The organism is Alteromonas sp. AWM4_230, assembly GCF_056158305.1.
The window spans coordinates 1,969,824-1,989,858 of record NZ_JBSWTB010000001.1 but is presented as its reverse complement, the minus strand read 5'-3'; the positions used below and the strand labels follow the sequence as shown (position 1 = coordinate 1,989,858).

The window sequence follows — 20,035 nt, the reverse complement described above, 5'->3', positions numbered from 1 at the left end:
AGGGGTTTCTTTACATATTCGTGCTATCCGGAGTTATTGCTGCGTTTTATACACTCTTGCTGTTTTTAACGCATTAGCTCTTTTTTGCCATAAAGTCTATCTCTTCGCACTAACCCTATGCAGCCTGTGAGATTAGCAAGTAAATTTACCGCAGCATTGATTATGCTGTGCAGCACCAATTAAATAACCACTTAGCAAAATAAGTTAAGCGATCAAAAAAGCCAGCTTTGATTAAAAAGCTGGCTTTTCACTATTTCTAATTGTTACCACCCTACCATCGAGTGGCTGAAGTTGCTTACAATGACTCTGAAATAGTCACGTCAGCATTTGCGCGAAGCGCATCGATGTACTGCTGATAAACACGTTGACCTTGTACTTGAGCAAGACGTTGTTTCAGGCTTTCTCCTAGCTCGTTTTCAAGTTCAGGTGCAGCATTCACGCCTTCTAGCATAACAACTGCAACATCGCCGTTAACTGTTGTTGCCACGTCAACCTTATCTTCACCTTCAAGGCCCAGTGAGAAAAGCGTATCAACCAATGCGCGTGCTAGTGTACCGCCTGCTCTTGGCACTGCTGCTGCCGTTTCCCAAGCTACAGATTTTTCTGCTAGTTCGCTTTCAACACTTTCCTCTGCACGTACTTTCTGTGCAATGTCGAAGGCCCAAGCTTCTGCTGCTTCTTTCGCTTTTTCCGCTTTTACTGATGCTTCAATTCCCTCGCGAACTTCATCTAGTGACTGAGTACGTTGTGGTTGATGCTCAATAACACGTGCAACAACAACTGTTTCGTCATCAAGTTCAATGATGTCGCTGTTAAGACCTTCTTCAACTAGCTCTGATGAGAAAGCAACATCCAGCAAACCGGGGAAGCTTAGTTCCGCAGGCGCCGTATTTCGGCTGAACAGCACAGACTCTTGTATAGGTAGATCTACAGCATTAGCTGCGTCTTCAAGTGTATCTGGCACCTCAAACGCAATCTCAGCTAGGGTATTTTGAAGCTCAAAGTACTTTTCCATCGCCGCATCGTAAAGAAGGGTATCGCGAATTTCACTGGCCACTTCATCGAATGATTTTACTTGCGCTTCTTTTAAATCTGTTAGCTTAATGATGTGAAAGCCAAACTCGGTCTCAACAACGTCAGATACATCACCGACGTTTTCTAAAGCAAACGCAGCTTCATCGAACGCTGGGTCCATCATTTCAGGTGTAATGAAATCTAGGTCACCGCCGTTCTCAGCTGAGAATGTGTCGTCAGAGTTTTCTTCAGCAAGCACTGCAAAGTCGGCACCGTTATCAAGCTCAGTTTTCAATGACTCTGCTTTTGCTTTCGCAGCGTCTTGGTCGTCACCTGCTTCGATAAGGATGTGTGAAACTCGGCGTTCCTCTTCAGTACCATAGCTTCCTAGGTTATTGTCGTAATAGGTACGTACTGCTTCTTCATCTACAGAAACGCGACCTTTTAGATCTTCAACACTTAGTTTTACATAAGCCAGTTTCACCTGCTCTTCAGTATCGAAAGAGGCAATATTGTTGTTGTAGAACGCTTCAACATCAGCATCTGTTACTTCGATAGAACTGGCAAATTCGTCAGAGCTCACTAATACGTATTTCGCATCACGAGTTTGACGTTGAAGGGCATTAGCCTGCTGCACTTCACCGTCTAGAGAAAATGAAGAATTCGTTAACGCTGCAGCCAATTGATTCTGAGTCATCTGCGTTCTTAGGTAGTCGCGGAAGTCTGCAACTTGAAAACCATTTTGACGGAGAATAGCTTGGAAACGCTCGTTATCAAACTGACCACCAAACTGAAATTCAGGCATTTGCACTATCGTTTCACGAATTTGTTCATCGCTTACGCGCAAGCCCATATCGGTAGCTTGTTGCTGAATCAGTTTTTCAGCAATAAGTCTGTCCAGTACATTTTTTCTAAAATCTGCGAGATATTCTTCGCTAGAGAAAAGCTGCGCGATGCTTTCGCCGTACTGTGACTCCATTTGTGCACGCTGGTTTTGGTATGCACGTTCTAGTTCTTGTGCCGAAATTTCTTCGCCGTTTACAGTTGCTACTGCTGTAGTGCCTGATGATGTTAGGTAGCTACCTACACCTGCGAATACGAAACTTAAAACGATAAGCGCAATAATCGCCATCGCCCAAGGGCCTTGAGAACCTTCTCTGATTCTTTCTAGCATGATTGTTCTTCAACTCCGTTGCTTACTACAATTACCCTAACCCATCACTTGCGGGCGAGCTCAAGGTAAAATAAGCGATGATTATAACCCAATGCCGCCGAATATAAACGCCAAAACAAACTATTTGTAATGTCTTTCGTCAAGTTAAGGCGTTTCTCTGACATGTATGAAAATCGGCATGCCTAAAGGGGAAATTCTTACTCTTAAAATATTGGGGTCAGAGTCGTTACTCTGACCCCAATATTGAATTCTTTGCTTTAGAAATAAAAAAGGCGATGGACTAGCCATCGCCTTTTTCTATAATTTTTTTGCTTAGTTACAAGCGTCTTTCAGTGCTTTACCAGCTTTGAAAGATGGAACTTTCGCTGCTGAAATCTGAATAGTCTCACCAGTTTGTGGGTTACGACCACTGCGAGCTGAACGTTCGCGAACTGAGAAAGTACCAAAGCCTACTAGTGCAACTTGGTCGCCGTCTTTTAGCGCCGCAGTTACTGAGTCAGTGAATGCGTCAAGAGCGCGGCCAGCTGCTGCTTTAGAAATGTCTGCACCAGCAGCGATTTGGTCGATAAGTTGAGACTTGTTCACAATTAGATCCCCTTCGATTGTTATTATACTGTTTGTCCAAAACGATTTTGCTTGAACGTTATAGCAAGCTTGATCGTTAACATCAAGCTTCAGTCACAAATAATTAACTTTTTAAATGAATCGCTGCAATCCCTTTTGTGGCAAGGCTTCAAGCGAATACCACTTAAAGGTAACACAACTTTTGCGACATGAAAGCCCTATTTTCAAAAAAATAAGCTTTTCTTTCGTCTAATGCGCATAATTTAGTCAATTATTGCATTTTTATAGCAAAAACAAGGCTGCACGCCTTTAAAATTAAAGGTATGCAGCTATACGTGTAAGTTACTTTTTAACCACTTCGAAACTTTCAACAGGCTCCTGAAGCGCAATATCAAGAACATCATCAATCCATTTAACCGGGTGAATTGATAAATCTTTCTTCACATTGTCTGGAATTTCTTCCAGATCACGCTCGTTGTCCTTTGGAATAACCACGGTTTTGATGCCACCACGGTGTGCTGCAAGTAACTTTTCTTTTAGACCACCAATAGCAAGTACTTCACCGCGAAGAGTAATTTCCCCCGTCATGGCAACATCACACTTCACAGGGTTACCTGTTAGTGAAGATACTAAAGCGGTACACATTGCAATACCTGCGCTTGGGCCATCTTTTGGTGTTGCACCTTCAGGAACGTGCACATGAATATCACGCTTCTCATAAAAGTCATCATTAATGCGAAGCTTTTCAGCGCGACTTCTTACCACTGTCATCGCCGCCTTAATTGACTCCTGCATGACATCGCCCAAAGAGCCTGTAGAAGTCATTTTTCCTTTACCTGGAACCGATGTGGTTTCAATGGTCAGTAGGTCGCCCCCAACTTGCGTCCAAGCTAAACCGGTAACTTGACCGATTTGGTTGTCTTTGTCGGCTTTGCCGTAGTCAAAGCGCTGAACACCAAGATAGTCTTTAAGATTATCTTGAGTAACAACCACCTTATCTTTGCTTTTCGTAAGTAAGATATCTTTAACCGCTTTACGACATACCTTAGACACTTCGCGCTCTAAGCTTCTAACACCCGCTTCACGCGTGTAGTAACGAATCATGCCTATAACAGCAGAATCTGTAATCTCAAGCTCTTTCGCTTTAAGGCCGTTGCGCTCCATTTGCTTACCAATTAAATGGTTCTTCGCAATGTTAAGCTTTTCGTCTTCGGTATAACCAGACAGTCGAATTACTTCCATACGGTCAAGCAACGGACCAGGGATATTCATGCTGTTAGAGGTTGCGACGAACATAACGTCAGATAGATCGTAATCAACTTCTAAATAATGGTCGCTAAAGCTGTTGTTCTGCTCAGGGTCAAGTACCTCTAGCAAGGCTGACGCTGGATCTCCTCGCATGTCTGATGACATCTTATCGATTTCATCAAGCAAGAATAGTGGGTTTTTAACCCCGACTTTCGCCATTTTTTGAACGAGTTTACCCGGCAGTGAGCCTATGTAGGTACGACGGTGACCACGTATCTCGGCCTCGTCTCGCACGCCGCCCAAGGCCATACGGACATATTTACGTCCCGTCGCTTTAGCGACAGACTGGCCAAGCGAGGTTTTACCTACACCTGGAGGCCCCACAAGACATAGAATTGGGCCTTTAAGCTTTTTAACACGCTGCTGAACCGCTAGGTATTCAAGAATACGTTCTTTTACCTTTTCTAGGCCGTAATGGTCTTCGTTAAGCACATCTTCAGCCCGTGAAAGATCTTTCTTCACCGGCGAGCGCTTATTCCAAGGAACACTAGTAAGCCAATCAATGTAGCTTCGAAGAACAGTAGCTTCTGCTGACATCGGTGACATCATTTTTAACTTTTGAAGTTCAGCTTTCGCCTTATCTTCTGCCTCTTTCGGCATTTTCGCGTCGGCAATCTTTTTAGATAGTGCCTCGAACTCATCGGGCGCATCGTCTAACTCACCCAATTCTTTTTGAATGGCTTTCATTTGCTCATTCAAATAATATTCGCGCTGGCTTTTTTCCATTTGCTTTTTAACGCGGGTGCGAATTTTCTTTTCCACCTGCAGCAAATCAATTTCGCCTTCCATCAGTGCCATCAAATACTCAAGGCGCTCATTAACACCCTGCATTTCTAGCACTTTTTGCTTTTCAGTAAGCTTTAGAGGCATGTGCGCAGCCATGGTATCTGCTAGACGCGCCGCATCTTCAATCCCATTAAGTGAAGTCAGTACTTCTGGCGGGATTTTCTTATTCAGTTTCACATAGCCTTCAAACTGTGAGACTGCAGAGCGAATCAAGACTTCTTGCTCACTCTCATCAATGCCTTCATCTTCTAACTTATCAACGTTAGCGACAAAGAAAGGCTCTGATTGTTTATAGCTTTCGATTGCACCACGTACGCTACCCTCTACAAGTACCTTTACAGTACCGTCAGGAAGCTTTAAAAGCTGTAGGATAGTAGCAATGGTACCTACAGTGTAAATATCGTCTGCTTCAGGCTCATCAACGCCCGCGTCTTTTTGTGCTACTAGAAAAATTTGTTTGTCATTATCCATTGCCGCTTCAAGGCAACGGATTGATTTCTCACGCCCAACAAATAGGGGTATGACCATATGCGGGTAAACAACCACGTCCCGCAAGGCAAGCACAGGAATTTCAATGCGATTTTCACGCTCAACTGTCATACTTGTTCTCAATTAGTTTGAAATGTCATTTTTATATGGGGATGCAAGAGCAAAGTTCAATCGAAACTTATTAAAGTGTGTTAATTCCTTAACCTTACCTTCCCTGCTCTAGGGCCAGTCGACCTTAATATAACCATTATCGATTTTGCACCGAATGGCAACACAAAACTAAAAATTCTAGTAGAAAGGATAGCTTTACTGCTTGTATTCGCTTAAATATCAACCACCTTCAATATTACTTCATCAGTTGCTGTCAGTTATCAAGAGGTTACTTACGACCAATTATCAACCTTTAGAAACAAAAAAAGGTCCCGCAGGACCTTTTTTGAATCAAGCTAACATCTATTCAGATGCGGCCTTTTTCTCATTACTGTCGTAAATCAAAATAGGTTTCGATTCACCACGAATTACCGTTTCATCGATAACCACTTTGCTTACGTCTTCCATTGAAGGAAGATCGTACATGGTATCAAGCAAAACCGCTTCAACAATTGAGCGAAGGCCGCGAGCGCCGGTTTTGCGTTCCATTGCCTTTTTAGCAATAGCGTTAAGTGCATCGTCACGGAACTCAAGTTCAACGTCTTCCATAGAGAACAATGCACCATACTGTTTGGTGATTGCATTCTTAGGTTCACGTAAAATTTGAATTAGCGCCTCTTCGTTCAACTCTTCAAGGCTGGTAACCACAGGAAGACGACCGATGAATTCTGGAATTAACCCGTATTTCACTAAGTCTTCAGGTTCAACCTGTTTGAACAGTTCGCTAATTTGCTTACTGTTGTCTTTAGACTTAACCGTAGCACCAAATCCAATACCTGTGTCTTTCTGCGCACGCTGCTCGATAACTTTATCGAGGCCCGCAAACGCACCACCACAGATAAACAGTATTTTTGAAGTATCAACTTGCAAAAACTCTTGCTGAGGGTGCTTACGTCCACCTTGCGGAGGAACCGACGCAACCGTACCTTCAATCAACTTAAGAAGCGCTTGCTGAACACCTTCACCCGATACGTCACGGGTAATTGATGGATTGTCAGACTTACGAGAGATCTTGTCGATTTCGTCAATGTAAACAATACCGCGCTGTGCTTTCTCTACGTCGTAATCACACTTCTGAAGTAGTTTTTGAATGATATTCTCAACATCTTCACCCACATAGCCCGCTTCCGTCAGCGTGGTTGCGTCAGCCATTGTGAACGGCACGTCAAGTAAACGTGCAAGCGTTTCTGCTAATAGTGTTTTACCACTACCGGTAGGGCCAATTAACAGAATGTTACTTTTGCCTAATTCAACGCCTTCGTGAACATCGCCATTGCGCAAACGCTTGTAGTGGTTATAAACCGCTACTGATAGTACCTTCTTCGCATGTTCTTGGCCGATAACATAATCGTCAAGATGAGCATGAATTTCAGTTGGTTTAGGTAAAGCGTCCTGCTTTTGCTTAGGCGCGATTTCCTTAATTTCTTCGCGAATGATATCGTTACATAACTCAACACACTCGTCGCAAATAAATACCGACGGGCCTGCTATTAACTTTCTTACTTCGTGTTGGCTTTTGCCACAAAACGAACAGTACAGTAGCTTGTTATCACCGTCACCGCTTTGCTTATCACTCATTACTTTTGCCTCTGCCTTACCCGAGCCGAAAACCAAATTCGTGCTATGCACTGGCCCGGGTCATCTATAACTATACTACTTAGTTCCGGCTACGTCAGATCGATTTGCTAAAACTTGGTCAACCAGGCCGTAATCTTTTGCCTCGGTTGCGCTTAAAAAGTTATCACGGTCTGTGTCGCGCGCGACTTTTTCATAGTCTTGACCAGTATGGTCTGCCATTAGGCGATTCAACTTCTCTTTAATAGACAGAATTTCTTTCGCATGTATTTCAAAATCAGATGCCTGACCTTGGAAACCACCAAGAGGTTGGTGAATCATAACGCGAGAGTTAGGTAGACAATAACGCTTACCTTTTGCTCCTGCAGAGAGTAGAAATGCGCCCATGCTCGCAGCTTGGCCCATACACACTGTGCTCACGTCTGGCTTGATAAATCTCATTGTGTCATAGATTGCCATACCAGCAGTCACTGACCCGCCCGGCGAGTTAATGTATAGGAAAATATCTTTCTCTGGGTTTTCAGCTTCTAAGAACAACATTTGAGCAACGATGAGGTTGGCCATGTGATCTTCAACTTGTCCTACTAAGAAAATTACGTTTTCTTTTAAAAGACGAGAATAAATGTCGTATGAGCGCTCACCTTTTGAGGTTTGCTCAACAACCATAGGAACAAGTGCATTCATTGGGTCAAACGGGGTATTAGTCATAGCTACCTTGATTATCTAGCGTTAAAAACAAAAATGCTCGGAAGGCTCCGAGCATTTAAGCAGTTGCTGACAAGTATTGTCAATCAGACAGTAAAAAATTACGCCTGTTTGTTCATAACCTCGTCAAAAGCTTTAGTTACTTCAGTAACTTTTGCTTGCTCAAGAACCCACTCAATCGCTTGTTCTTCTAGCGCAACGTTTTGCATTTGCTGCATAAGCTCTTGATTGTTGTTGTAGTAGTCAACAACTTCTTGTGGATCTTCATACGCAGAAGCTGCAGTTTCGATCATCTCGTTAACTTTAGCTTCGTCTGCTTTTAGTTCGTTTTCTTTGATTACTTCACCTAGAAGTAGACCAATAGATACGCGACGCTTAGCGTTGTCAGTAAACAGTTCCGCAGGAAGGTCTGGAAGGTTCTGACCACCGCCTTGTTGGCTGAAACGTTGCTTCGCTTGCTCACGTAGCGCGTTTACTTCTTGATCGATAAGCGCTTGAGGAATATCAATCTCGTTAGCTTCAACAAGTTTAGAGATTACGTCTTCTTTAACTTGTGCTTTAAGCGTTTGGTCTAGCTCACGCTGCATGTTCTTACGAACTTCAGCTTTAAGTGCGTCAACGCCGCCTTCTTCAACACCGAATAGCTTAGCAAACTCTTCGTCAACTTTTGGAAGGTCTAGACCTTCTACTTTCTTAACTGTAGCTTGGAAAACTGCGTCTTTACCTTTTAGGTTTTCAGCGTGGTAATCTTCTGGGAAAGTAACTTCGATAGTTACTTCTTCACCCGCTTTCGCGCCAACTAGTGGCTTCTCGAAACCTGGGATCATGCGGTCTTTGCCAAGTTCTAGTGCGAAATCTTCTGCTTTTCCACCTTCGAACTCTTCACCGTCGATAGAGCCAACGAAATCGATGATAACTTTGTCGTCTTTCTTCGCTTTACGCTTAACTTCTTTCCAAGATGCGTGCTGCTTTTGAAGCGTTTCCATCATGTTATCAAGATCTGCATCAGTAATTTCTACTACTGGCTTTTCGATTTCGATATCGCTAACACCTTTCACTTCTACTTCTGGGTAAACTTCGAAAGATGCTACAAATTCTAGGTCCTGACCGTCTTCGTCTTTAGTCAGTTCAAACTTTGGCATACCAGCAGGCTGAATCTTTTCTTGAATGACTGCTTGGTAGAAGTTTTGCTGCATAACATCGCCAGCAACTTCTTGGCGAACTGCCTGGCCGAAACGCTTTTTGATTACGCTTACAGGAACTTTACCTGGACGGAAGCCGTTGATGCGTTGTGTTTTTGCCAACTGCTGTAGGCGTGACTTAACTGCTGAATCAACCGTGTCAGATGGAACGGTGATAGTAAGACGGCGTTCTAAACCCTGGGTCGTCTCGACTGAAACTTGCATTATGTTACCTCAACTATACGCCTCTATAGGCGTTTTGTTCTCAATCCCCTCTCCCGTCATGCATTAATTGCATATCACTCCGGGGTAGAAGGTCGTTATTCGACGTTTATAAAATCAAAGTTAGGACACAAAATCGTGCCACAAAGCCAACCTGAAACAAACGTACTGGTTAAAAAAAGACGCGGTAGTATACAGCCGCACACCACAAGAGTCGAGAGGGAAACACAAGTTTGTAACAACCAATCGAACGCATTTTAAGCAAATTGCGAAACTAGTAAGAAAAATAGATTGAAAAACGACTTTGACTAGCGGTTTGGGACGCTATTTGAAGAGGACAAAAGAAAAAATGAGAAATAATGGTCGGTGAGACAGGATTTGAACCTGCGACCCCTTGTACCCAAAACAAGTGCGCTACCAAGCTGCGCCACTCACCGATATAGATATCTCTTTAAAGACTCTTGATAGTCTCAAGAATATGGTGCGGAAGGAGAGACTTGAACTCTCACGCCGTGAAGCACTGGAACCTAAATCCAGCGTGTCTACCAATTCCACCACTTCCGCAAAAAAGTGGGGTGGACGATGGGACTTGAACCCACGACAACCGGAATCACAATCCGGGGCTCTACCAACTGAGCTACGCCCACCATAGTAATCCTGTGTTTGTCTACGTGTGAATTGATAAACACATAAACAACTATCGAACTGTCAGGATCTCACTTTACTGCTCGATAGTCTGGTTTGACTTTAATTCAACACTCTTTGGTTTACTCGCTGAGCTATGAATTATTGCTAAGTCAAATAAGCATAAATGGTCGGTGAGACAGGATTTGAACCTGCGACCCCTTGTACCCAAAACAAGTGCGCTACCAAGCTGCGCCACTCACCGACAGGAATGCTTAAGGTAAGCTTTTAAAAAAGCTTGAAAATATGGTGCGGAAGGAGAGACTTGAACTCTCACGCCGTGAAGCACTGGAACCTAAATCCAGCGTGTCTACCAATTCCACCACTTCCGCTAAAAGTGGGGTGGACGATGGGACTTGAACCCACGACAACCGGAATCACAATCCGGGGCTCTACCAACTGAGCTACGCCCACCATAGGGTGTGTTGCAATCTACAAGCTTTATATTAGCAATATAGATACAAAAATTCTGCCTTGCTATCAGGACCTACCTGACTCGCATGGCGCGCCCGGCAGGATTCGAACCTGCGACCCACGGCTTAGAAGGCCGTTGCTCTATCCAGCTGAGCTACGGGCGCTTGGCGAATCTTCGCTGCAAAAAGTGGTCGGTGAGACAGGATTTGAACCTGCGACCCCTTGTACCCAAAACAAGTGCGCTACCAAGCTGCGCCACTCACCGACTGTCGTATCGACCAAGACGCATAAGCCTCTGTGCCGTTACGGGGTGCGAATATTACTGACATCCCCCCACCTCGTCAAACACTTTTTTAAATAAAATCGCCAACCGCTCACAAAGCACTCATTATCATGTTTTTTTGTACAATTCCGCTTCTATTTCGCTACTTTTAACCACGCTAAGCAACCCGTAAACGAGTTTGTCGTATTGATATTACGAGAAAAGTTATTTGTTCAACTTATTGATGTTCGATGGCAATCAATAACTACTATCTAATAATTGCTAGAGTATACCCCCTGTTTTATGAAACAATATAGGGCACTTGTTGACCACCCAACCATATAAGAATCGTACAAGACTATGACCGCTCATCTTATTGACGGCAAATTAATTGCCAAGCAAGTTCGCCAACACGTAACCTCCTATGTTGAGTCACTCACCCAAGCAGGCAAAAGACAGCCAGGTCTCGCCGTTGTCCTCGTAGGCAGTGATGCCGCTTCTCAAGTTTATGTTTCAAATAAGCGTAAAGCCTGTGAAGAAGTAGGATTTGTTTCTCGCTCTTTCGACCTTCCTTCAGACACTACGGAAGAAACCTTGCTTAACTTGGTAGATGAGCTCAACGAAGATAAAGAGATAGACGGTATTCTTGTGCAACTTCCACTACCTGCAGGTCTCAACGCAGAGAAAGTATTAGAGCGTATTCACCCTCATAAAGATGTCGATGGCTTCCACCCCTATAACATTGGTCGTCTTGCTCAACGTATTCCCGCTTTGCGTCCTTGTACACCTAAGGGCATCATGACCATGATAGAGTCTACCAAACGCCCTGTTAAGGGCTTAGACGCGGTTATAGTAGGCGCATCTAACATTGTAGGCCGCCCTATGAGTCTTGAATTATTGTTAGCAGGCTGCACCGTCACTACCTGCCACAAGTTCACCCAAGACCTTAAAAGTCATGTCCAGCGTGCAGACTTACTTGTCGTAGCAGTAGGTAAACCTAATTTTATACCTGGCGACTGGGTTAAACCCGGCGCGATTGTAATTGATGTAGGCATTAATCGTCTTAATGATGGCTCGTTAATTGGCGACGTCGATTTTGAAAAAGCCAAAGAGCGTGCAGGCTGGATAACCCCTGTACCTGGCGGTGTCGGCCCTATGACAGTTGCAAGTTTGATAGAAAACACGCTTGAGGCATACGTTAAGTTTCATTCCTAAAGCACTAAGATTCACTCAGATTTTAAAGGCAGAAATTAAATTTCTGCCTTTTTGCTTTATACTCCCCCTCTTTAAATACAGAACTAAATTGAATAACTTCTTTATGGCAGAACCAATATCTCCGTTGTGCGAACAACACGTAATTGATGCAACGCTTAAGTGGGTTGATGATATTGTGATAAAGCACAATTTCTGCCCCTTTGCGCGCTATGTAAGAACACCAAATCAAATTCGTTGTAAAGTAATAGCGGGGGATGCAGGGGACGTTATTCAATCTTTGTACGATGAACTTCGCCACTTGGAAGAGAACGAAAGCACCGCCACCACGCTTATTGCACTGACACATCCAACCCTTGATGATTTTGATGAGTATCTTGATGTGCTAGCTATTGGCGATAATATGCTGCATGACTGGGGGTACAGCGGTACCTATCAACTCGCGAGCTTTCACCCTGACTATGTGTTTGACGGTAGCGATTCTAACGATGCTGAAAACTACACGAACCGTTCCCCCTACCCGCTTTTACATTTAATTCGCGAAGCAGACATTACTCGCTATATGAAAAAAGAAGAGGATGCGGAAAAGATATTCAGTCATAACATTGATAAGGCGCAGGCACTAGGCTGCCCTTATTTTAAGAACGCATTGGAAACAATGAAAAAAGATAAGCCTGCGCAGTAAAACACAAGTGTTTTTATTTGCTCTGCTATGCACACAAGTTTTGTAAACTGGTGCTAGAAAAAGTCCTAGTGCAATAACTGTTCAGGCCCAATAATGTTGGATTAATCCAGGGAACCCAAATAAACATCCCATTCGTGAACCGAAAAAATGCTGTATTTGGTTCAAGTTTTCACTTGCACTGTTACATTACCTGTTAAGTATGAGAGTAATATGACAGCAAAAATTATTTTCAATTAGGTTAAAGCAGCCCCGTGACTCCCCCAACTTCATTTACTGTATCGACAATCGCAACTATCGCTACGCCTTTCAAACAAAAGTTTGCCATCCCGAGGCAACCTAACTTAGCAAAAGCTCATGGGGTAATTGCGTTTGAAGAAGAGTTTAACGATATTCACATGCTAAAGGGGATAGAAAGTTATAGTCATCTGTGGCTGCTTTTTATCTTTCATCAGAATATTGAGCGCGGTTGGAAAAATACAGTAAAGGCGCCTCGGCTAGGCGGCAATGCCACTATGGGTGTATTAGCGACTCGCAGCACTCATCGACCGAACAGCATTGGCATGTCTGTTGTGAAAAATAAAGGGCTAGTGCACGATAACGGCAAAACGCATTTACTTGTAGAAGGCGTGGATTTAGTAGACGGTACGCCACTTGTCGATATTAAACCTTACATCGGTTACGCAGATAGTGTTCCAAACGCGAGCGATAAGCTTGACGAAATCAGCCCCATTCCCCAACGCCACGTAGCGTTCTTAGATACGCTCAAGCCAACGCTTTCTGAAATAGACAAAAAGTACAGCGACTTTACCGCTTTAGTTACAGCAGTACTGGCGCAAGACCCACGCCCAGCGTATAAACAAAAACTGGATGACGACGAGAAAACCTATCGCGTTACCCTGTACGATATTGATGTAGGTTTTAAAGTGAAAAATAATGTCGTTTGGGTTACTGAGCTCGTTCATTTAGGATAATTACACTTTTAGTGTCAACAGTCTGTGGCGAAATGGCTCGCAGTTAATTAGAATACCGCCAAACGTGTGATGGCCACTCTTTTGTTAACGCATTTAGCAATAATTTCGTAAATTGCATAATGCGTACAACTTATTGCAAAAGGCCAGCATACCAACAGTCATAAATACATTGAAAACAGGATACCTGCTTTACATGCGCACTAGTCAATATTTGCTTGCCACGCAGAAAGAAACACCTGCTGATGCAGAGGTTATCAGCCACCAGCTTATGCTGAGAGCTGGTATGATAAGAAAGCTTGCCTCAGGTCTTTACACATGGCTGCCGTCAGGTCTTCGTGTACTGAATAAAGTAGCCAATATTGTTCGTGAAGAAATGAACAAAGCAGGCGCTATTGAAGTGCTAATGCCTGTTGTACAGCCGGCTGACCTTTGGGAAGAGTCAGGACGCTGGGAAGAATATGGCCCAGAACTGCTTCGCGTAAAAGACCGCCATCAGCGCGACTTTGTATTAGGCCCAACTCACGAAGAAGTGATTACTGCCCTTGTACGCAATGAAATTAGTAGCTACAAGCAACTTCCACTGAACCTGTATCAAATCCAGACTAAGTTCCGCGACGAAGTTCGCCCTCGTTTTGGCATTATGCGCGGTCGTGAATTTACCATGAAAGATGCATATAGCTTTCACTTAGAAGAAAGCTGTCTGGAAGAAACCTACCAGAAAATGTATAACGCTTACTGCAACATCTTCTCGCGCATGGGTCTTGACTTCAGAGCAGTAATTGCTGATTCAGGCTCAATCGGTGGAAATCATTCTCATGAGTTTCATGTGCTAGCTGACTCTGGTGAAGACGCCATTGCATTCTCATCAGGCAGCGACTACGCGGCTAACGTTGAAATGGCCGCCGCTGCGGCGCCAGAAAAAGCACAAGCAACCGGTGCAGCGGTAGAAACTAAAGATGCCAAAGGCAAAGATTTCGAAAAAATACTAAAGAGTATTGATGCCGATTTAACCAATGCCGTGAAAGTTGTTGTGGTAAAAGCGGCGAATGTTAAGAATGATAAAAACGAAGAAGTACAAGCAGACAACTGGGTTGCATTAGTACTACGCGCTGACCACCAACTAAATGATGTTAAAGCAGAGAAAATTGAAGGTGTTGCTACCCCGCTGGTTGAAGCGTCATTCGACAAAGCGAAAGAAGTGCTTGGTGTAGTACCCTATTTTGCAGACGCAACTAACCTTCCAATCCCAGCTTACGTGGATGCGAGTGCTGCAGCGCTAGCAGATTTTACAACAGGCGCTGGCGCTGGCGGCAAAATGAACATCAACGTAAATTGGTCTGATGCTATTTCTGGGGTAGATATTCGCAATGTCGTCGCTGGCGATGCGGCTCCTGACGGTAAAGGCACACTTGATATTAAGCGCGGTATCGAAGTGGGTCATATCTTCCAACTTGGCAGCAAATATTCAGAAGCTATGAATTGCGGTGTGCTTAGTGAATCAGGTAAGCACCAGACGCTTACTATGGGCTGTTACGGTATTGGTGTATCACGTATTGTTGCTGCAGCTATCGAGCAAAATCACGATAAATTTGGCATAAAGTGGCCAGATCCTATTGCACCGTTTAAAATTGCATTAATACCTATGAATATGCACAAGTCTCACCGCATTAAAGAAGCTGCAGAAGCGCTTTACGAAGAGCTTGTTGCCCTTGGCGTAGAAGTGCTGTTTGACGACAGGAAAGAGCGCCCGGGTGTAATGTTCAATGACATGGAATTAATTGGCATACCTCACAGCATTGTCATTGGTGAAAGAAATCTGGATAATCAACAGGTTGAATATAAAAATAGACGTACTGGCGAGAAACAGTTATTAGATCTCAGCGCAGCAAAAGATTTTGTAGCCGCTCTCTAAAACCTGAACTTGCCCATTAGATAAGTAGATGAGGGCGTATGCGGTTAACTTTTTATGGCGTAAGAGGGTCAATACCCACTCCGGGGGCAGCTTACGTTCGTTATGGTGGCAACACCGCATGCGTTCACATTGAGCTCGAGGATGGTACTGATATCATCTTCGACTCAGGCACAGGTATCCGTTTGCTTGGCGATCGGTTAATTAAGAAAACAACGCCAATTCACCTTTTGTTAAGTCACAACCATTGGGACCATATTCAAGGTTTTCCCTTTTTTGCGCCCATTTACCAAGAATCGCGCGAAATAAACATTTACCCAGGCCTTACCCAGCTCAACGAACCAGATCAAATTTTAAGGCAAATGGAAGGGTCATTATTCCCCGTCCCGAAAAGCGCGTTAAAGTCTTCCATAAGCCTTATTGAGTATCCCGCAACAGAGAATACATTTACCATTGAAAGTGCGACTATTACTCGCTTGGCCATGAATCATCCTGGCAGCGGAAGCGCCTACTGCATTGAGGCTGACGGTGCTAAGATCGCTTACATCACCGATAACGAGCTCTACCCTCCTTACAAAAAAGAAACAGATTTCATTGATTTTGCTAAATTTGCACAGGGTGCAGACCTTCTTATTCATGATGCACAGTACATGCTATCTGACATGCCGGCAAAAAATGGCTGGGGCCATTCGGTTGCAGAGGAAGCAGTAAAACTGGCCATGGCCAGTCATGTAAAACAATTAGCGTTATATAGTCATGATCCAGAACGCACTGATGACGATATAGATGATGTCGTAACCCACTGTAATGACTATGTCACAGTGGCAGAGTCTACTTTACACGTATTTGCATCTTCAGAAGGCCAAACGCTGGACTTCAGTTAAGCATAATAACAACCCCTTGCAACGGAGAATTAAAGGTGTCTGTGTTTAAGCCTTTTGTATTTTTGGCAGCGTTTGCTGCTTGTACACCTGTGTACGCACAACAATCGCAAGAAGTGATGAGCGAACAAACTTCAGAACTCGACAATAGTGAACAACTTGACACTGTTGAAGACGAGAACGGTCAAACATCGCAAGATGAGAGCGGAATTGAAGTGATTGATATCATTAAACGTGATACCACTACAGAGAGTGCGCTCGACAATCGCTTAGAAGGTGATAAAGAAGCGCTAGACAATGTTTTTGCTATTACCCAGCACAGACAAAACTATTTACTTCCTATCACTTATGTTTCTAACCCTAATACATTCGGTGATGAAGAATTAACGGAAGAAAACATAGACAATAAAGAGGCTAAGTTTCAGGTAAGTGCCAAGCTACCACTGTACTTAGAAGATACTGGCTTCGACGGACTGTATTTTGGCTTTACGTTAACCTCTTTCTGGCAGCTTTATAACAATGAAGCATCGAAGCCCTTCCGCGAAACCAATTACGAACCGGAAGTCTTTTGGCAAGAAACGGCTGATTATTCGGTACTTGGCTACAAATTCAATACCTTCCAAGTCGGTTTTAATCATATGTCGAATGGACAAAGCGGCCTTCGCTCTCGAAGCTGGAATCGTCTTTTCGCATCAATAGTATTCAGTGACAACGACGATATTTACTACTTTAAGACTTGGTATCGTATTCCTGAAGATGAAAAAGCAGACCCGCTTGACCCGACAGGGGACGATAATCCAGATATTCAAGACTACTACGGCAGAATGGAATTTGGTTACGGCAGAAAAATTGGGGCTTTCAAAGTGCTTGCGCTGCTGAGAAACAACCTGGATTTTGACGAAAACAGAGGCAGCATTCAGCTAGACTTCACCTACCCTATTTCGGACCGCTATGAGTTGCTGCTGCAGTACTTCAACGGCTATGGTGACTCTCTCATCGACTATAACCGTTCACAGGAACGCATTGGCCTCGGTTTTCAGCTGCACTTTTTGTAAAACAGATACTCATGCTTAAAAAAAGCGCGCACTGCAAACATCCCGTTTGAGCGCGCTTTTTAAAATTGCCACTCGCCGCAGCTAATCAATTACACCCGCAGCACGATAAAGCTGGATATGCGCATCCACCAGCGCAGAAATATCCCTTTGATACCCTCCACCAATGACCGCAGCGATTGGAACGCCTAAACGCTCAGCTAACGCAAAGACTTTCTTATCCCTTTCATAAACACCTTGAGTAGATATATGTAAGTGTCCTAGATCGTCGTTTACGTGCACATCAACGCCGGCGTCATAGATGATGGCGTCGGGTTGAAACTGTCTCAACACCATGGTTAGCGCTTGTTCAAGCGTAGTAAGATACTCATCGTCTTCGGCGCCCTTTTCAAGCCCTATATCAATGTCGGAACGCTGCTTTCTGTGCGGGAAGTTTTTTTCACCGTGAATTGATAAGGTGAAGATATCTCGGTCATTCTCAGCAAGTTTGGCTGTACCATCGCCTTGATGCACGTCTAGGTCGACAATGAGTACATTTTCAATAGAAGGGGTTTGCTGCATAGTTTTTGCCGCTAAATACAAATCGTTGAACAGACAAAAACCAGAACCAAAGTCCGAAAATGCATGATGATACCCACCTGTTAAATTCAAGGCTTTTCCATGCTCTAGCGCAAGGTTTGCTGTTAAACAAGTGCCTGCAACGGCGGTTCGGGTACGTTCAATTAACTGCTGTGACCAAGGAAAGCCTATACGGCGCATAGCTTTTTTGTCTAGTGCGCCGGTAGTGAGCGCATTGACATAGTCCGAATCGTAATAGGCCGTAAGAAAGGATAAATCGACAGGTGACGGGGTAATAAAGCGCGCTTTATCGACACCGCGCCTTAATAGCTCATCTCGAATGCCCACATATTTTTCGATGGGAAAGCGGTGTCGCTCGGGAAGATCTAATTGGCTATAAATAGGGTGAAATACGAGTGGTGGTGTCATTATTATCTGTACTAGTTTATGGGAGCATGAAATCGGTATCAGCAAAAAGAAAAGGAGCGCGACTTGTTTATGCACTCCTTTATTCATGTTTCGCGTTATACCAATCCGAATAGATAATTGCTCGCTGAGTAGGTTATTATCTTTGTGGACCAGTACTAATACTGACAAAGCCCAGTTAACGGGTCAAACTGTTAACCACCTTTTCAACGTTTTCTGACATACTTTTCATTGAACGAGACATGTCATCACGCTGCGCAAGCTGATGATATTTTTCTGATGACGTCACTACATTGCTTATAATCAGTTCAACCTGCTGAAGCACCGCTTCTTGCTCATCTGCCGCTTCGTTAAGCGCTACCACTACGCTGGCCGTTTCTTGAATATCTCTCACCACATTATTGAGGGTTTCAAGTGCCGTAGCAGCCTCTGCTGCGTTAGTATCAGATAGCTGCTTGCCAGAAGACATAGCCGCAACCGCACCTTTAGCTTCAGCTTCAAAGCTGCTCAAAATATCGTTGATTTCTTTAGTCGACTGCTGCGTTTTAGCCGCAAGCGCACGCACTTCGTCTGCTACTACCGCGAAACCACGGCCATGCTCTCCTGCCCTAGCCGCTTCAATTGCTGCATTTAACGCTAACAGATTGGTTTGATCGGCAATTTCATTAATGACGTTCACCACTTTTAGAATATTGGTACTGCGGCTTTGCAGTTCTGAAACAATATTACTAGATTCGGTTACCGTTTTAGCTAGCTGCTTAAAACCAGCATTCGCGCTTTCAAACGTGGCATAACAGCTTGCCACATTCTTTTCAGAATTATTCGTAGCAACAGCAACTTGATCAGTAATAGCCACTAAGTTTTGCACAATCTCCTTGAGTTTATCTGTGCTGCTATCAAGCGAGCGCGATGCATCGCGCTGTCCATTGGCGCCCTCCATGATAGATTGGCCAACATTACCAAGGGTGCCAAACGCCTTTTCCATTTCTCGCTCTGCCTGTTGAAGCTGTGCAACAGAATCTTTCAGCTTGTATTGCAACGCGCGAGCGGAATCAGCCAACATACCTAGTTCGTGGTCACTTGAATATGTTAAGTCATAGTCATAACGGCTGTTAGCCAAGTTCGATATGCACGCAGCAACCTGTTTTGTTGGTTTGATCACTTGAGAGCGCAAGCGAGCAACAACATACACGACTGAAAGTACAGACAATGCAATAGCGGCCAATAATATGATCCAAAGCATAGTGCGGGTATTGGCTTTAAGCTCTGCTATTGCATGGGCAGAATCTGCAGCAATTTCTGATGCAATGCTTGATAAAAGTTTAGCGGGCTCCCTATCAATACCGCGCACAAAGCTATCGCCAACTTTAGGGTCAAAACCTGAGTTAACAAATGCGTTGTAGCCTTCTCGATATTTTTCGGCCATCACGGCATGCGCTTTTTTAAATTGTCTGATATCAGACTTCACGCTATCACTTACCACATCACTTGATAGCATTAGGTCGAACTGCCGAGTAATATCAGCTTCACGCTGTTTAAATCGCTCCCAGTACTTTTCTCTATCTTCTTTTTTGTGTCCGCGCAGCAAGACGTTCTTCCATTCTTGAACTTGTGTTTTGAACGTACTAAGCGTTGTATTGACGTCTCGCTCAGCTTGAACCAGCGTATTCTCTAGCTCATCAAATGCGCTAAGCAAAGAAAATGACTTTAGAATTGAAGCACCATTGAGTAATACAAGAATGAAAAGACTGGCGAGAACGGGCGTCATCACCAAACGACTGATGCTTGTGTAATTGAACACGGCTTAACCTTT

The 20,035-nt window shown here is 44.0% G+C and carries 14 protein-coding genes and 8 tRNA genes; 6 read left to right on the top strand and 16 right to left on the bottom strand.

Translation table 11 applies throughout. The features are described 5' to 3' along the window. Nucleotides 1-295: 295 nt before the first annotated feature. The 14 genes from ACXACS_RS08425 to ACXACS_RS08360 all read right to left on the bottom strand — a co-directional run bounded on the left by ACXACS_RS08425 (nt 296) and on the right by ACXACS_RS08360 (nt 10,531). The gene (locus ACXACS_RS08425; RefSeq protein WP_474805748.1) at nt 296-2,188 is read right to left on the bottom strand and encodes a SurA N-terminal domain-containing protein; all 1,893 of its coding nucleotides are present in this window, start codon (nt 2,186-2,188) and stop codon (nt 296-298) included. A 312-nt stretch (nt 2,189-2,500) separates the two neighbouring features. Further along, nucleotides 2,501-2,773, bottom strand: a complete 273-nt coding sequence (gene hupB, locus ACXACS_RS08420; protein WP_012518978.1) for a nucleoid-associated protein HU-beta — start codon at nt 2,771-2,773, stop codon at nt 2,501-2,503. Between the two features lie 321 nt (nt 2,774-3,094). Next, a complete protein-coding gene (lon, locus tag ACXACS_RS08415) occupies nt 3,095-5,446 on the bottom strand; it encodes an endopeptidase La (protein ID WP_474805745.1) in 2,352 nt (783 codons plus the stop codon). A gap of 342 nt (nt 5,447-5,788) precedes the next feature. Then, complete coding sequence (gene clpX, locus ACXACS_RS08410) at nt 5,789-7,063, bottom strand: ATP-dependent protease ATP-binding subunit ClpX (RefSeq protein WP_269917387.1); 1,275 nt, start codon at nt 7,061-7,063, stop codon at nt 5,789-5,791. 75 nt (nt 7,064-7,138) lie between these two features. Continuing rightward, entirely contained in the window at nt 7,139-7,768 is a 630-nt protein-coding gene (gene clpP, locus ACXACS_RS08405; protein ID WP_118493312.1) for an ATP-dependent Clp endopeptidase proteolytic subunit ClpP, read from the bottom strand. A 98-nt stretch (nt 7,769-7,866) separates the two neighbouring features. Next, nucleotides 7,867-9,171 carry a trigger factor gene (gene tig / locus ACXACS_RS08400; RefSeq protein WP_474805742.1) on the bottom strand — a complete coding sequence of 435 codons (1,305 nt, stop codon included), beginning with the start codon at nt 9,169-9,171 and terminating at the stop codon, nt 7,867-7,869. A 357-nt stretch (nt 9,172-9,528) separates the two neighbouring features. Further along, nucleotides 9,529-9,605: transfer RNA gene (locus tag ACXACS_RS08395), tRNA-Pro, on the bottom strand. Between the two features lie 42 nt (nt 9,606-9,647). Beyond that, nucleotides 9,648-9,732 (bottom strand) — tRNA-Leu (locus tag ACXACS_RS08390). Between the two features lie 7 nt (nt 9,733-9,739). Continuing rightward, nucleotides 9,740-9,815 (bottom strand) — tRNA-His (locus ACXACS_RS08385). A 165-nt stretch (nt 9,816-9,980) separates the two neighbouring features. Continuing rightward, nucleotides 9,981-10,057: transfer RNA gene (locus ACXACS_RS08380), tRNA-Pro, on the bottom strand. A gap of 42 nt (nt 10,058-10,099) precedes the next feature. Continuing rightward, nucleotides 10,100-10,184 (bottom strand) — tRNA-Leu (locus ACXACS_RS08375). Between the two features lie 6 nt (nt 10,185-10,190). Beyond that, nucleotides 10,191-10,266 (bottom strand) — tRNA-His (locus ACXACS_RS08370). An 87-nt stretch (nt 10,267-10,353) separates the two neighbouring features. Further along, nucleotides 10,354-10,430: transfer RNA gene (locus ACXACS_RS08365), tRNA-Arg, on the bottom strand. A 24-nt stretch (nt 10,431-10,454) separates the two neighbouring features. After that, a tRNA-Pro gene (locus tag ACXACS_RS08360) sits at nt 10,455-10,531 on the bottom strand. Nucleotides 10,532-10,888: 357 nt separating this feature from the next. Between ACXACS_RS08360 and folD the strand changes: the two genes are divergently transcribed. The 6 genes from folD to ACXACS_RS08330 all read left to right on the top strand — a co-directional run bounded on the left by folD (nt 10,889) and on the right by ACXACS_RS08330 (nt 17,241). Beyond that, the gene (gene folD, locus ACXACS_RS08355; protein WP_118493308.1) at nt 10,889-11,743 is read left to right on the top strand and encodes a bifunctional methylenetetrahydrofolate dehydrogenase/methenyltetrahydrofolate cyclohydrolase FolD; all 855 of its coding nucleotides are present in this window, start codon (nt 10,889-10,891) and stop codon (nt 11,741-11,743) included. 103 nt (nt 11,744-11,846) lie between these two features. Continuing rightward, on the top strand, nt 11,847-12,425 hold the full coding sequence (locus ACXACS_RS08350) for a DUF1415 domain-containing protein (protein WP_474805740.1): 579 nt from the start codon (nt 11,847-11,849) through the stop codon (nt 12,423-12,425). 251 nt (nt 12,426-12,676) lie between these two features. Continuing rightward, nucleotides 12,677-13,396 carry a tRNA (N6-threonylcarbamoyladenosine(37)-N6)-methyltransferase TrmO gene (gene tsaA, locus ACXACS_RS08345; RefSeq protein ID WP_474805738.1) on the top strand — a complete coding sequence of 240 codons (720 nt, stop codon included), beginning with the start codon at nt 12,677-12,679 and terminating at the stop codon, nt 13,394-13,396. A gap of 193 nt (nt 13,397-13,589) precedes the next feature. Continuing rightward, nucleotides 13,590-15,308, top strand: a complete 1,719-nt coding sequence (locus tag ACXACS_RS08340) for a proline--tRNA ligase (protein ID WP_474805736.1) — start codon at nt 13,590-13,592, stop codon at nt 15,306-15,308. Nucleotides 15,309-15,346: 38 nt separating this feature from the next. Further along, on the top strand, nt 15,347-16,189 hold the full coding sequence (locus tag ACXACS_RS08335; protein WP_474805734.1) for an MBL fold metallo-hydrolase: 843 nt from the start codon (nt 15,347-15,349) through the stop codon (nt 16,187-16,189). Between the two features lie 35 nt (nt 16,190-16,224). Next, complete coding sequence (locus ACXACS_RS08330) at nt 16,225-17,241, top strand: phospholipase A (protein ID WP_474805732.1); 1,017 nt, start codon at nt 16,225-16,227, stop codon at nt 17,239-17,241. An 81-nt stretch (nt 17,242-17,322) separates the two neighbouring features. On the opposite strand, the gene ACXACS_RS08325 is transcribed toward ACXACS_RS08330, so the two are convergent. Together ACXACS_RS08325 and ACXACS_RS08320 are read right to left on the bottom strand one after the other, a co-directional pair. Next, nucleotides 17,323-18,225 carry a histone deacetylase family protein gene (locus tag ACXACS_RS08325; RefSeq protein WP_474805731.1) on the bottom strand — a complete coding sequence of 301 codons (903 nt, stop codon included), beginning with the start codon at nt 18,223-18,225 and terminating at the stop codon, nt 17,323-17,325. A gap of 175 nt (nt 18,226-18,400) precedes the next feature. Then, on the bottom strand, nt 18,401-20,023 hold the full coding sequence (locus ACXACS_RS08320; RefSeq protein ID WP_474805729.1) for a methyl-accepting chemotaxis protein: 1,623 nt from the start codon (nt 20,021-20,023) through the stop codon (nt 18,401-18,403). Nucleotides 20,024-20,035: the final 12 nt, after the last annotated feature.